Source organism: Streptomyces sp. BBFR51 (assembly GCF_044591655.1).
In the GTDB taxonomy this organism is placed as follows: Bacteria; Actinomycetota; Actinomycetes; order Streptomycetales; family Streptomycetaceae; genus Streptomyces.
This window is the reverse complement of the sequence record NZ_CP172448.1, coordinates 6,572,743-6,585,028: the sequence shown is the minus strand read 5'-3', so window position 1 is coordinate 6,585,028 and position 12,286 is coordinate 6,572,743. Positions and strand designations below refer to the sequence as shown.

The window sequence follows — 12,286 nt, the reverse complement described above, 5'->3', positions numbered from 1 at the left end:
CCCTCGAAAGAGCACCCTCATGTCCCGCACCGCCAGCCCGACTGCGCAGGACTTCGTGCCCTTCGCCACCGCCGCGCTCGACTTCCACCGCGCGCTCAACATCCCCGGCGGCCCCCTCGTCACCAGCCGCGCCGAGCTGGACGCCCTGCACGCCCACTTGGCCGCGCTGTACGGACTGCTCGATGCCCATGCCGCCCGCACCGGTCAGCTCGTGGCGAGCGAGGGCGACCAGCTACGCGCCGCCCGCACCCGGATCTGGCAGGTCGCCGACCACGTCCACGCCGCCTACCACGCGGCGCCCCGGCCGGAGTCCGGCGAGTTGCCCGCACTCGAGGCGTGCCAGACCGGCCTGCCCGAAGGGGCGCCGGAACTGACCATCTGCCAGCGCCACCAGCGCACCGCGCAACTGATCCGCCGCCGCACCACCCCGGCCGACCTGCACGCGCCGTTCACCGGCCTCGTCCGCCGCTGACCAGCCCCGTCTGGAGAAACGTTCATGTCCCGCACCCGCGCCAGCGCCTCCCCCTTGTTCGTGCCGCACAAGGCGTCGCGTGCCGAGCAGAGGGCCGCCCGAGCCGGTTTCGCCGAGGCCCGCCGCAAGGCCCACCTCGCTGGAACATCGCCCAAGCACCACACCGAGGAGACTTTCGACCCGCAACTGCGGCCAACCTACCCGCCGGCCGGTCGTCCCGGCCCGGCCTCGGCCCGGGGTGGCAAGCTCAATCTGCCCGCCCACCGGATGACCACCGCCACGGCCAGCGGGGCCTATCCCTTCGTGGCCGAGGGCGGCCTGGGGGCGGAAGGCGTCTTCATCGGCCGTGATGTCCACGCGGAAGCCGCGTTCTGCTACGACCCCTTCTCGCTGTACAGCAGCGGCCGCATCGAGGGCTTCACGAACCCGAACGCGGTCCTCGCCGGGATCATCGGCATGGGCAAGTCGGCGCTGGCCAAGTCCATCGCCACCCGGTCGATCGCCCACGGCTACCGGATCTACATCCCCTGCGATCCGAAGGGCGAGTGGACCGGTGTCGCGCAGGCCCTCGGCGGCTACAGCATCGCGCTGGGTCCAGGGCTGCCGGGCAGGTTGAACCCGCTGGACGCCCCGGCCCGGCCGGCCTCCATCAGCGAGGACGACTGGGCGACCGAGGTCCGAAAGCGCCGCTTGCTGCTCCTGGCCGGCCTGGCGCGCACCGTGCTGAAACGCGATCTCCTGCCGATGGAGCACACCGCCCTGGACCTCGCCCTCGACCTGGTCGTCGCCGAGGCAGCCGCCCGTGGCACGGTGCCCCTGCTCGGCGAGATCGCGCACACCCTCGGCTCGCCCGAACGCCTCGACCGGGCCCTCGGCCAACAGGCCGGGCACCTGGGGCCCGCGGCCCAGGACCTCGCGCACGCCCTGCGCCGCCTGGTGCGCGGCGACCTCAGCGGCATGTTCGACGCCCCCTCGACGGTGGCCTTCGACCCGAACACCCCGATGCTGTCCATCGACCTCTCCCGCCTCGGCGGATCCGGCGACGACACCGCCCTGGTCCTCGCGATGACCTGCGCGAGCGCGTGGATGGAGTCCGCCCTGGCCGACCCCGACGGCGGGCGACGATGGGTGATCTACGACGAGGCGTGGAGGCTGATGAGGCACATCGGCCTGCTGGAACGGATGCAGAGCCAGTGGAAGCTCTCCCGGGGGCTCGGCATCGCGAACCTCATGGTCATCCACCGGTTGTCCGACTTGCTCTCGGCTGGGGATGCCGGCTCGCGCGGCCGGGTGCTGGCCGAGGGCCTCTTGGCCGACTGCTCCACCCGCATCATCTACCGCCAGGAGCCCGACCAGCTCGCCGCCGCCGCATCGCTGCTCGGCCTGACCGGCGTCGAGACCCAGGCGGTCTCCGCCCTGACCAAGGGCCGGGGCCTGTGGAAAGTCGCGGGCCGCAGTTTCATCACGCAGCACATCCTGCACCCGGCGGAGCGCGAGCTGTTCGACACCGACGCCCGCATGGCGGCTTAACCCAACCACCCTGACCTACAAGGGAGTTGCCTCTTGTCTTCAACCGTATCGCGGGTGAACCACGGAACTCGCGGAAACGTCCGGACACCGGCTGCGAGTCCGGGCGTCGACACACCGACCGCCGACTGGAACGACCGCCTCGCCGCCGCCCGGCCCGAGGAGTTCGAGGAGTTGTTCTCCACGGTCCTCACAGGAGACTTCGGCGGAGTGGCCCGACTGCACCAGGCTCTCGAAACCGCATCCGAGTGGTGCCGCGCTCACGGCGCCTGCGGCAGCGCCGCCGAACTGGGCATCCTCGCGGAGCGCCTGGCCGATCTCGGAGAGGAGCTGCACCTCGTGGGCGAGGGCACCGGCCACGAGATCCGCTCGCATCGAGCGGCAGCGACGGCCCGTACCTCTCCGACCGTCTCGGCACGCGAGGCTTTCGCCGGTCCGCCGACCACGACGTCCGCTCCTCTGCCGCCGGCCCCCGTCCGCTCGCTGCCGTGCTCACGGTGAAGATCGGCACAGGAACAAGGATCGATCATGTCTACTTCCTCCACTTCTCCCGCATCGGCTGAGGACCAGCCGTCGGCGATCACCGATCACCCGGCGTGGCGGCGGCACCTCCCGGCACTGGCTTCCGCCGCCGACGGCATCAACCAGGCGTCCGATGCCTGGGACCTGGTCTCGGACTCCTTCTGTGACCAGGACGGCTGGCCCATCGACGAGGAGGGCTACGCAGACGGCAAGGTGAAGCGCGACGCCGAGGCGTGGAGGCACGCCGAGGTCTTCCTCGATCACGGGCCCGAGGTGCTGGCCGGGGTGCGAGCCGCCGCCGACGGTCCCGATTACGTCGAGGGGCGAATCAGCGACGATCTCCGCCGGTTGCGCGGGATCGACACCACCCTGGTACGAGCGGGTCAACTCCGGCACGAGTGGGACCAGATCATGGCACTCATGGACGCCTCGCTCCCGGGCTCACGGAAGCTGTATCAGGAGCGTGCGGAGGAGCACCGCAACTCCGAGGGCTGGCACTACGCACACGAGCTGTCCTACCAGGGTCCCGCGCTCGTCCGGGCTGCCGAGTACCTGGCCAACCGGGTGGACGCCGAACAGCCCTCGCAGACCGAACGTGCGCGGGTGGCCCTCACGCGGTCCGCTTCCGAGGCCCGTGGCGTCCTGCCCGCTTCGCCTCCTGCGCCGACGGCATCGAATCCGCCGGCCCCAGGTCGTTCCCGCTGACGCTCCTAGCACCGAGTCGCGGCAGCACCAAACCGACCGATCGCCGGATCCTCATGGACCACCGCTCCCCTTCCAGCCCCACGTGTCAGCGGCTCGCGCCGTCAGCTCGGGGGCGTACGGCCACGGAGAAGCCCATGCACGCCGATAACACCCTTGTCACCCTCGAACAGGAGGGATCACGCGTCCTCGCGTGGATCAGCGCATCGCCCTCCCCGCCCGCGGACGACGCTGCTGAACGAGACCACCGGTACGGCTACCTCACCGCTCCCCTACGGCAACGCGGCCTGGAGTGCACCGTCGAGTACGGCCTCAGCGACTACATCGTCCACGCCGAGCTTCCCGACGGCAGTGCACTGATCATCTCGCCGCCGCAGGAACCACCGTCCGAGCACCCCGAGTCCCCCGAGAGCTGGATGGTCACCCGCCACCGGTCTACCGAGCCCGCGGTGTACGAGTTGATCTACGACTCGGCGCTCGACGGGCCCCACGCCCGGCACGGCGGCAGCGTCCCGGCTCTCCTCGCCGCCGTCGACACGCGCCTGGACCAACTCGGCGTGTCGCCGCGACGCGAGCAGAGGCGAGTTGCCGAGGAACGCGCCGCCGGCTCGGTGCTCCACCGCGCGGGCTTCGTCCCCGCCGTCACATTCGGCGGTGAGCACTACTACCGGCTGCCTTCGGCCATGACCGACCCGGCCGAACAGCGCCTGTTGGTGACCCGGGCCTTCGACTTGCTGCAGGTCGAGGGCTTCCGCCTCGCTTGCGACCCGGCGCTCCTGGAACCCGGCCTCCCTCTTCGCCGGGCCCACGAGACGAGTCTCGGCGACCGTCTCGGACGCCTGGCCCAGTCCATCCAGGCGGCGACGCACACGAGCGAGGCGGTCGCCGCGCTGAGCGAGCTGACTGCTCCCGGCGACGGCGTTCTCCAGCGGGTCGTCGAGATCCTCGACACGACGGCCGACTGGTGGCAGGACTTCGGCGACACGGCCGATCACCGCTACGCGGACCACCTGCGCCTGATCGCGGAAGGCCTGGACTCCTACGCGGTCGAGCTTCGAGCAATACGCGGCGACCTGGCCGACCGCCACATCGCCCACCCCGGCAGGGCTCGGGGACAGACAGAGCGGACCGGCCCCTCTTCCTCTGCCTCACCACGGGTGAACGCTGCTCTCGCACCTTCACCGTCGGCCGGACAGCGCACGGTCCCTGTCCGCCCACCGACGGAATCGTCCGCGCAGACCGTGTTGCCGTCCGCACGCCCCTCGTCCGCACCCGGTCGCTGACCACCCACCGTCTCGGAGTCCCCAGTGCACCGCACCGGCAGAAGCGATTCACCCCTCGACCACAACTGCGCCCGAGCCCACCCCGGATGGATCCGCCATGCCCAGCCCCTACGACGCGTTGCCTGATCTCACCTTCGGCCACCACCCCGTCTACGGCATCGTCGCCGCGAACCCGAAGAACCTCGCAGCCAGCACATGGATGTTGAAGGGGTTCGACTTCCACCCCGTTCCGGACCAGCCCACGCTGTATGCGCTGGCCGATCAGGAGCGTGACGGACCGGACCGTACGGCCCGGGCAGTCGCGTTGCTGCGCAAGTCCGGCTTCCGGGTCGACGTGGACGCCGCGTTCGATCCCTCGCCGGCGCCCAATGCGGCACCCGCCCACAGCCGGGTCCCGCTCGGTGAACCCGATGTCGCCTTCGCCGAGCATCCGCGGCTCGGCATCGTCGCGGCCATCAACGACCGTGCCTCCGGGCTCACCGGACTTGCCCTGATGGAACACGGCTGGCGGCACAACCCGGGCTTGGACATCTACACGTTGCCTGCCGCGACCGACCGTGACGAGGCCCTGGGGAAGGTCGCCGGAGCCACGGTGTCCCTGCACCGGTCCGGCGTTCGGATCGCGGTGCAGCCCCGCCTCGCTCAGGACGTAGCAGCGCGCACCCGCACTGCTGCCGCGACGACCGCGTCCCGTGAGCGCGGCCAAGGCGCCCCCCGCGCATCTCCGGTCACTGCCGCCGCGCTCGCAGCCAGCCCGGCCCGTGCCGGCCTCCCGGGCAAGGCACCGGTCCCCGCACCCGGCGCCCCCGCTGCGGCGGCGCGGCCGGTCGACCCCCGCATCGCGTTCTCCCACACCCGCTGATCCAACTGCCGTAAAGGGAGGATCCCATGGCCGTGAAGACCATCTGGTCGATCAACCACACCTGCGGTCATCAGGCCGATCGCGACCTGTCCGATCGGGCAGCCGACCGCCGGGTGGGCTTTGCCGAGTGGCTCACCAGGCAGGAGTGCACCAACTGCTGGCGTGCCTCCAAAGAGGGCGACGAGCAGGACAAGGCCGCCTGGCTCAAGGCCAAGCGGGCCGAAGAGCAGGCAGAGTCCGAAGCCTGGTCGGAGCAGTACCGGATGCCTCCTCTGGAGGGGACCGAGCGGGCCGTCGCCTGGGGCGTGCGCTGTCGTCACCAGGTCCTGGCCGCCGCCTACACCGCCCTGGTCCTCGAAGGCGGAACCACCGAGACGGAGTGGGAGGGGATCGAGGAGACCGCTCGTACCGTCACTCGCGCCGGATGGTGGATCGACCAGCGCTCCTCCGAGCCGGACGACCTCACCGAGCTACTCCAGGCCGCCACCGAGGCCGACCGGCCGACCGAGAATCCCCACTTCTGACAGCCCGGTGTCCCGCTGCGGCGGGACACCAGTCCCCTTCTTCCCGTCGGCGATCTGGGCGCCCCAGGCGGGCACCGGCCTCTAGCAGCGATCTTCGGCCGGTCCAAATCTCAGAATCTGCGGGCTCTCTCCCCGACGCCCACCCACGGGCCCTCGTCCCGCCGCCCGTCTCCGAGCCGGGGCACCAGCCCACCGCTCCAGACCCGCCCCCGCACCCAGGAGGCCCACGTGCCTGCTCCTTCGATCACCATTACTTCCGAGTTCAGCGGCAGCGTCGTGGCAAAGAGCGCCACCGACGATCTCTCCGCCTCACTCCTCAAGCACGCCGGCTTCCATCAGATCGACGACTGGTACGGCCGACGCCATCGCCTTCCCACCACCACCCCGTCCGCCGACCAGGTCGCCATCGCCACCCACGCAGCCGAGATGCTCCGCGCTGCCCGCTACGGTGTCGACCTCGCCCCCGCCCTGGACACGACTCGGACGAGTACTCCGGCACACCCCCTCGGGCCCTATGCCGCCGGAGCGGAACTCCTCCAGATCACGGACCGAATCAGGTCGGCCGAGAACGGGGCCGATCTCCAGCGAGCGGTCGACCACCTCCTTCACCCCGAGCACGGCGCCCTGGAGCGCGTGCGGGAAGCGCTGGAAGCAGCGGGCGAACAGATCAACGACCTCGACGACGAGGCGTACGCGCTTGCCGACCGGTTCGGCTTCGCCTCGGAGTTCGTCAGCTCGGCGCAGTCGGAACTCGTCGACTTCGAGGTCGAGCTGCGCCGTGTCGGCAACGCACAGCAGCCCCAGACCGAGACGCGAACGCACTCCCCGAAGCCGCCCGACCATCAGGGCGTCGCTCTGGCCACGTCACCGGCTGCGGCGAAAGCCAAGGTCTCCCAGGCCCCCGGCGTCGAAGCGGCACATTCCAGCGCGGCCGTACGCCCGCCACACGTCCCTGGTCCGCGGCAGTAATCCGGCACCCACCCGGCTTGGTCGCCCAGGACAACCGTCAAGGAGCACTCGTGCCCGAGTTCTATCCGAGCATCGGCGACGCCACCGGCGCCGCGATGCAACACAACATCCGGCTCGCTCACGGCCCCGACAAGCCCCTGCAGGTCCGTCACCTGCCCAGCGCCTCCGCCGACCCGTACTCCGTCCCCGGGATGATCGCCCGTCTCACCGAGGACGCAACGCCCGACGAGGTTGCGAGGATCATCGAGGAGGTCAACGGTGCGTTGGTCGGGGCTCTCCCTCAACTGACCGAACTCGTCGCCGCTGCCGCCGACTGGACCCGTGTCCGTCTGGCGTTCGACGACCCGCACCACAGCCCCGCCTTCGAGACCTGGACACGGCTGGCCGCCGCCCACGGGCTACTCCGGGACGTTCAGGAGCAGTTGGGCATCGCTGAGGACAGGATCGCGGCATGCCCCGCCGAGCGCAGCGACCCCAGGCACCACGAGACGGTCAACGTCCTCCGGACCCGGGAACTGCTCGACGACGTCCTCGGTACCGGCACGGTCCCCGTACCGGCTTCCGCCTGGGATCCCGAAGCGGATCGGAAGCGTGCCGCCGTACCTCCTCGCCACAGGCCGGCCCCCGACGACCGTCGTCGCCGACCAGCGCCCCTCCGACCGCCGCGCCACTCCCACCCACGGCACGCCCCGCCCGCCGCCCCCGCTGAAACGTTCCGCTCGATCCACAAGGAATAGGCCCGTGAGCTGCACGAGAGTCGAGCGCTCCCCGCCCCCACCCGATCGCACACCCAAGGAATCGCCGTGCCCTCCCCGCGCACCAGCGCGCCCTCGACCACCACCGGGTCGGACGCGCTCCTCTACCTCCTGTTCGGCGTCCTCGGCGCCGCCATAACCTTCGGCTCCCTCGCCTGGCTGACCGGCAACCTCACCAACGCCGCCGTCGGCAGCGGACCGTGGGCCCCGTTCCGCGCCACCGACGCCCTGTTGCACCCCGAGGTGCTGTGGCCAACCCTGAGCACCACCGCCCTGCTGGTCGGCACCCGCGTCGTCCCCGGCCTGCTCACCCTGGCCCTGGCCACCACCGGCGTGGTGCTGTGGATTCGCTGGCGCTCCGGCTCCAAGAGCAGTCTTGCCCGCAAGGGCGACCTGGCAGCGCTGCTGGGCAAGGAGATCACCGCCAAGGCCAAGAGCCTGCGGCCGTCCCTCAGCGACCGGGAGTGTAAAAGAGGTCGCTCCAGCTGACCGCGGCATCCTGCTCGGCACCCTCGCCCCGGGACGGGCCGAGGTCCGCGCTTCCTGGGAGGACGTGATCGTCGCGATCATGGCCCCGCGAAGCGGGAAAACCTCCGGACTGGCAATCCCCGCGATCCTTTCGGCACCCGGACCGGTCCTGCTCACCAGCAACAAGGCTGCGAACGACGCCTTCACCGCCACGGTGGACGCCCGCGCCGAGGTCGGCACGATCTGGACCCTCGACCCGCAGCAGATCGCTCACCACCCGCGCGAGATGTGGTGGGACATCCTGGCCGACGCCCGCGACCTGGCCGGGGCGAAGCGGCTCGCCGGGCACTTCGTCGCCGCGAGCGTGGACGAGTCGAGCGGCTCCGACTTCTGGTCCACCGCCGCGAGCAACACCCTCGGCGCCCTGTTCCTGGCCGCCGCCAGCCACCGGCGGCCGATCACCGATGTCCTGGCCTGGCTCGCCATGCCGGCCGACCGGACCCCGGTGGACCTGCTCACCGACGCCGGTCACGACGCGGTCGCCGCCCAGCTCCAGGGCACCGTGTCCGGCGCGACCGAGACCCGCGACGGAATCTTCGAGACAGCGAGGCAGTACGCGAGCTGCCTGCTCGATCCGGACGTCGCCGCCTGGGTCACGCCGAACGAGGACCTCCCCGAGTTCAAGCCGCTCGCCTTCGCCACGTCCCGCGACACCCTGTACCTGCTCAGCAAGGACGGCGGCGGCAGTGCGAGCGCGATCATCGCGGCGGCGGCCGACTCCGTGATGCGCGCGGCCGTGATCGTCGCCGAGCGCTCCGGCGGACGGCTCGACCCGCCCGCCCTGTGCGTCCTCGACGAGGCCGCCAACGTGTGCCGCATCGCGGATCTCCCTGACCTGTACAGCCACCTGGGCAGCCGGGGCGTCATCCCCATGACGATCCTGCAGTCCTACCGGCAGGGTCAGCGATGCTGGGGCGAGGCCGGCATGGACGCCCTGTACTCCGCCGCCACGGTCAAGATCATCGGATCGGGCATCGACGACGCCGACTTCGCCGACCGCCTCAGCAGGCAGGTCGGTGACCACGACGTCCAGACCACCTCGGTGTCGACGAGCGAGAGCGGCAAGTCCACCTCGGTGAGCATGCGCACCGAGCGGATCCTGCCGCCCGACGCGATCCGCGCTCTCCCGAAGGGCAAGGTGCTGCTCCTAGCCACCGGCATCCGGGTCGCCATGCTCAACCTCAAGCCCTGGTACAAGGAGCCCTCCGCCAAGGTGGTCGGGCCGGCCTCCGTCCGCGCCACGAAGGCGATCACCGAGCGGGCCCTGGCGAAGAGCATCGGCCACGACGACTTCGGGCTGTCGGCATGAGCGCGCCCACACCGCGTCCCGAACAACTGCCGCCCTCGCCGGTCGTTCTGTGCGACGGCCGGTGGTGGCTGGTCAGCAGGACCGGCTCGATTCCCGCCTCCGATCCCGCGTTCACCCCCGTGCTGGACGACTTCGCCCGGGCGATGGCCGCTGCCGACCGGGCGGTCGCCGACCTCCACACCCGGCAGAGCGAGACCTCCGCCTCTGACCCGGGTCACCGGCGATGAACCCGCTACTGAGTGCGGAGCAGGCGGTCCTCGGCTCCGTGCTCCTCGACCCGAACCAGCTCTCGCACCTGGACTGGCTCGCCCCGGATCACTTCTACCGACCAGTCCACCAAGCGCTGTTCGGCGCGCTCCGCAAGCTCCGAAGCGACGGCCACCCCGCAGTCGGAGCCGACGGGCCGGTGCCTCTGTCATGGGTGACCGACGCGGTCGACGAGGCCGGCCTCCATGTCCGGGGGCTTACCGCGGTGTACGCCCACACTCTGACCCAGGCATGTCCGCGCCCCGAGCATGCTCCGGTGTACGGCCGCATGGTGCTGGAGGGAGCGATCCACCGCTCCGTCGCCCAGCACGCGATCCGTCTTCACCAGGTGGCTCGGGCCGACGCCCTGCAGGGTGAGGTCGAGGGAGCACTGCGCTCTGCGGATGTCTTGACCGGGGTACTCACCGACCTTGCGCGACGTTGGGGAACCGACCCACGTCCGGTCGCGCCCGCCGCTGCGCCGGCCACCGCCCCGATTCCCCCACCGGTTCGGGCTGACCAGGTCGCCGAGGACGAGCGGTTCCTCCTGGCCGTCCTCGCCGAGCAGCCGAGGGCCATGGACGAGGTGGTGGCCTGGCTGCGGCCGGGGGACTTCGCTGATCCGGGCCACGGGCAGCTCTACCGGTGCCTCGGCGCGCTGCACCATCGGGGCGAACCCATCGACCGGATCACCCTGCTCTGGGAGGCCCAGCGGCGCGGCCTCCTGGCCGACGGCTCGCTGTCGGGCGAGCAGCTCACCGCCATCTGCGACAGCGTGGGTGCCGGCAGCGCCGAATGGCTCGGGGAACGGGTGATGCGCTCTTCGCTCACGCGTACCGCAGCCGCCTCCGCACGTGCGGTCCGAGCCCTGGCCGAGGACGAAGTCCTGGTTCCCGGTCGGCTGATCAACCACGCCCTGCACGCGCTCGGTCCGCTCGACGAGGTGCGCACTCGCTGGGAGAACGCGAACGACAGCCCGGCCCCGAAGACGCCGGCCTCCGCACCTTCGCCGGACGGACCACCTCCTGCCCGGGTGCACGCCGCCCTCACCCGCAGCACGCCGCACCCAGCCCCGTCACCCCCGGCCCGAACCGGCCCCCTCCCCGCGCCGGCCGCCGCCCGGCCGCCCTCTCGCGGCCACCTGTGACGCCCGTCAGCGTCCAGACCATCGCTAGCTCTCACGCCTTGGAATTCGCCTTGTTCGACACCTCCTCCTCCGACGCCCTGGCCCTTCGCACCACGGCATCGGGTTTCGATGCCGTGCGCGGCAAGCTCCCGGTCGCCGGAGATCCCCGCCGCTCACTCGCCAGCGTCACCGTCGCCCGCCAACTCTCCGGACTCGGCACGCTGATCGCGCGGGGTCGGTGACATGCCCACCGCCCTCGTGCGTCCTCCGCTGATCGGGTCTCTCTGCTCGGGGTACGGCGGCCTCGACCTGGGAGTGCAGTCTGTCGTCGGCGGCACTCTGGCCTGGCATGCAGAGGTCGATCCAAACGCCTCGCGCATCCTGGCCCGCCACTGGCCCGGCATCCCCAACCTGGGCGACATCACGACCGTCGGCTGGTCCACCGTCCCCCGGGTGTGCGTCCTGACGGCCGGTTTCCCCTGTCAAAGACGTCTCGGTCGCCGGCCGCCGGGCCGGACTCAACGCCCAGACCCGCTCCGGGCTCTGGCTGCACGTCGCCCGTGCGGTCCAGGCCCTCCGACCCTGCCTGGTTGTGATCGAGAATGTGCGCGGCCTCCTCACCTCCCCCGCCGGTTCCGCTGGCGACGTGGAACCCTGCCCGTGGTGTCTGGGAGACACCCCAGGTCAGCCTCCTCTGCGGGCACTCGGTGCCGTACTCGGATCCCTGGCCGACCTCGGGTACGACGCGAAGTGGCTCGTGCTTCGCGCCTCCGATGTCGGGGCCCCGCACCGCCGCGAGCGAACCTTTCTCACCGCCTGGCCCGCCGGACACCCTGCTCAAGACGCCTACCAGCAACATCGGCAAGAACGGCGGCTCGCAGCACCCTGCCAAGAGGAAGAGCGGAGGCCACGGCCCGAACCTGGCCGACGAGGTCGAGTGGCTCCTGTTGCCGACCCCGAAGGCGTCGGACGGGAGCAAGGGCTCGCCCAACCAGCGCCACGGCAACGGGGACATGACCCTGCCGAGCGCGGCGGCGTCGCTGCTGCCCACGACGAGGGCCGGCGACACGGGCACCCCGGGCCGTCGCCCCGGCAAGGGGTGGCGCCCTCCCTTGTCGGCGACGGCCCTGCCGCTCTGGACGGAGTCGCCCCCGGGAGCCGCGGAACAGACCGGCAATGGGGAGCGTACGCAGCCGCCATCACCCGATGGGAGAGGCTCACCCGCCCCGCACCCGACCCCACCGACGCGGCCGGCCGGCTCCGCGCCGACTTCGTCGAGTGGATGCAGGGCCTCGACGCCGGCTGGGTCACCGCCACCCCGGGGCTCGGACGCCCGGCACAGCTCACCGCGCTCGGCAACGGCGTCGTCCCCCAGCAGGCCTCCCGGGCTCTGCAGTTGCTGACGCCTCCTTTCCCGCGCTGCCCCCGCTGCACGGCCGTGTAGCGCCCCACTACTGGGCT

The 12,286-nt window shown here is 71.4% G+C and carries 13 protein-coding genes and 3 pseudogenes; all 16 read left to right on the top strand.

From position 1 onward, the window contains the following. Positions 1 to 19: 19 nt before the first annotated feature. The 16 genes and pseudogenes from ACGH7X_RS30175 to ACGH7X_RS30100 all read left to right on the top strand — a co-directional run bounded on the left by ACGH7X_RS30175 (position 20) and on the right by ACGH7X_RS30100 (position 12,269). Positions 20 to 472 (top strand): DUF6238 family protein, encoded by a 453-nt coding sequence (locus ACGH7X_RS30175; protein ID WP_399890759.1) that lies wholly within the window; start codon positions 20 to 22, stop codon positions 470 to 472. A 24-nt stretch (positions 473 to 496) separates the two neighbouring features. Next, positions 497 to 2,002, top strand: coding sequence for an ATP-binding protein (locus ACGH7X_RS30170; protein ID WP_399890756.1), 1,506 nt, complete (start codon positions 497 to 499; stop codon positions 2,000 to 2,002). A gap of 54 nt (positions 2,003 to 2,056) precedes the next feature. Further along, positions 2,057 to 2,500: a hypothetical protein gene (locus tag ACGH7X_RS30165; RefSeq protein WP_399890753.1), complete on the top strand. Its 444-nt coding sequence runs from the start codon at positions 2,057 to 2,059 to the stop codon at positions 2,498 to 2,500. Between the two features lie 27 nt (positions 2,501 to 2,527). Beyond that, positions 2,528 to 3,226 (top strand): hypothetical protein, encoded by a 699-nt coding sequence (locus ACGH7X_RS30160; RefSeq protein ID WP_399890750.1) that lies wholly within the window; start codon positions 2,528 to 2,530, stop codon positions 3,224 to 3,226. 134 nt (positions 3,227 to 3,360) lie between these two features. Next, positions 3,361 to 4,506 carry a hypothetical protein gene (locus ACGH7X_RS30155; protein WP_399890748.1) on the top strand — a complete coding sequence of 382 codons (1,146 nt, stop codon included), beginning with the start codon at positions 3,361 to 3,363 and terminating at the stop codon, positions 4,504 to 4,506. A gap of 97 nt (positions 4,507 to 4,603) precedes the next feature. After that, a complete protein-coding gene (locus tag ACGH7X_RS30150) occupies positions 4,604 to 5,368 on the top strand; it encodes a hypothetical protein (protein ID WP_399890745.1) in 765 nt (254 codons plus the stop codon). Between the two features lie 26 nt (positions 5,369 to 5,394). Then, positions 5,395 to 5,892 (top strand): hypothetical protein, encoded by a 498-nt coding sequence (locus ACGH7X_RS30145; protein ID WP_399890742.1) that lies wholly within the window; start codon positions 5,395 to 5,397, stop codon positions 5,890 to 5,892. Positions 5,893 to 6,120: 228 nt separating this feature from the next. Further along, entirely contained in the window at positions 6,121 to 6,861 is a 741-nt protein-coding gene (locus ACGH7X_RS30140) for a hypothetical protein (protein WP_399890739.1), read from the top strand. 50 nt (positions 6,862 to 6,911) lie between these two features. Further along, a complete protein-coding gene (locus ACGH7X_RS30135) occupies positions 6,912 to 7,598 on the top strand; it encodes a hypothetical protein (protein ID WP_399890736.1) in 687 nt (228 codons plus the stop codon). A gap of 66 nt (positions 7,599 to 7,664) precedes the next feature. Beyond that, positions 7,665 to 9,453 (top strand): annotated as a pseudogene (locus tag ACGH7X_RS30130) (type IV secretory system conjugative DNA transfer family protein). Next, positions 9,450 to 9,680, top strand: coding sequence for a hypothetical protein (locus ACGH7X_RS30125; protein WP_399890733.1), 231 nt, complete (start codon positions 9,450 to 9,452; stop codon positions 9,678 to 9,680). The pseudogene ACGH7X_RS30130 and the gene ACGH7X_RS30125 overlap by 4 nt, the downstream one beginning before the upstream one ends. After that, positions 9,677 to 10,846 carry a DnaB-like helicase N-terminal domain-containing protein gene (locus ACGH7X_RS30120; protein WP_399890730.1) on the top strand — a complete coding sequence of 390 codons (1,170 nt, stop codon included), beginning with the start codon at positions 9,677 to 9,679 and terminating at the stop codon, positions 10,844 to 10,846. The genes ACGH7X_RS30125 and ACGH7X_RS30120 overlap by 4 nt, the downstream gene beginning before the upstream one ends. Before the next feature lie 50 nt (positions 10,847 to 10,896). Next, on the top strand, positions 10,897 to 11,067 hold the full coding sequence (locus tag ACGH7X_RS30115) for a hypothetical protein (RefSeq protein ID WP_399890726.1): 171 nt from the start codon (positions 10,897 to 10,899) through the stop codon (positions 11,065 to 11,067). Position 11,068: 1 nt separating this feature from the next. Then, positions 11,069 to 11,251 (top strand): annotated as a pseudogene (locus tag ACGH7X_RS30110) (DNA cytosine methyltransferase); the annotation flags it as partial. Positions 11,252 to 11,372: 121 nt separating this feature from the next. Beyond that, positions 11,373 to 11,603: pseudogene (locus tag ACGH7X_RS30105) on the top strand (DNA cytosine methyltransferase); the annotation flags it as partial. Positions 11,604 to 11,924: 321 nt separating this feature from the next. Beyond that, complete coding sequence (locus tag ACGH7X_RS30100; RefSeq protein ID WP_399890723.1) at positions 11,925 to 12,269, top strand: hypothetical protein; 345 nt, start codon at positions 11,925 to 11,927, stop codon at positions 12,267 to 12,269. Positions 12,270 to 12,286: the final 17 nt, after the last annotated feature.

Excerpts from the sequence above, each read along its gene's own strand:
- ACGH7X_RS30120 (WP_399890730.1), top strand. The coding sequence starts at position 9,677 with ATGAACCCGCTACTGAGTGCGGAGCAGGCGGTCCTCGGCTCCGTGCTC.
- ACGH7X_RS30145 (WP_399890742.1), top strand. The coding sequence starts at position 5,395 with ATGGCCGTGAAGACCATCTGGTCGATCAACCACACCTGCGGTCATCAG.
- ACGH7X_RS30175 (WP_399890759.1), top strand. The coding sequence starts at position 20 with ATGTCCCGCACCGCCAGCCCGACTGCGCAGGACTTCGTGCCCTTCGCC.
- ACGH7X_RS30160 (WP_399890750.1), top strand. The coding sequence starts at position 2,528 with ATGTCTACTTCCTCCACTTCTCCCGCATCGGCTGAGGACCAGCCGTCG.
- ACGH7X_RS30170 (WP_399890756.1), top strand. The coding sequence starts at position 497 with ATGTCCCGCACCCGCGCCAGCGCCTCCCCCTTGTTCGTGCCGCACAAG.
- ACGH7X_RS30150 (WP_399890745.1), top strand. The coding sequence starts at position 4,604 with ATGCCCAGCCCCTACGACGCGTTGCCTGATCTCACCTTCGGCCACCAC.
- ACGH7X_RS30155 (WP_399890748.1), top strand. The coding sequence starts at position 3,361 with ATGCACGCCGATAACACCCTTGTCACCCTCGAACAGGAGGGATCACGC.
- ACGH7X_RS30125 (WP_399890733.1), top strand. The coding sequence starts at position 9,450 with ATGAGCGCGCCCACACCGCGTCCCGAACAACTGCCGCCCTCGCCGGTC.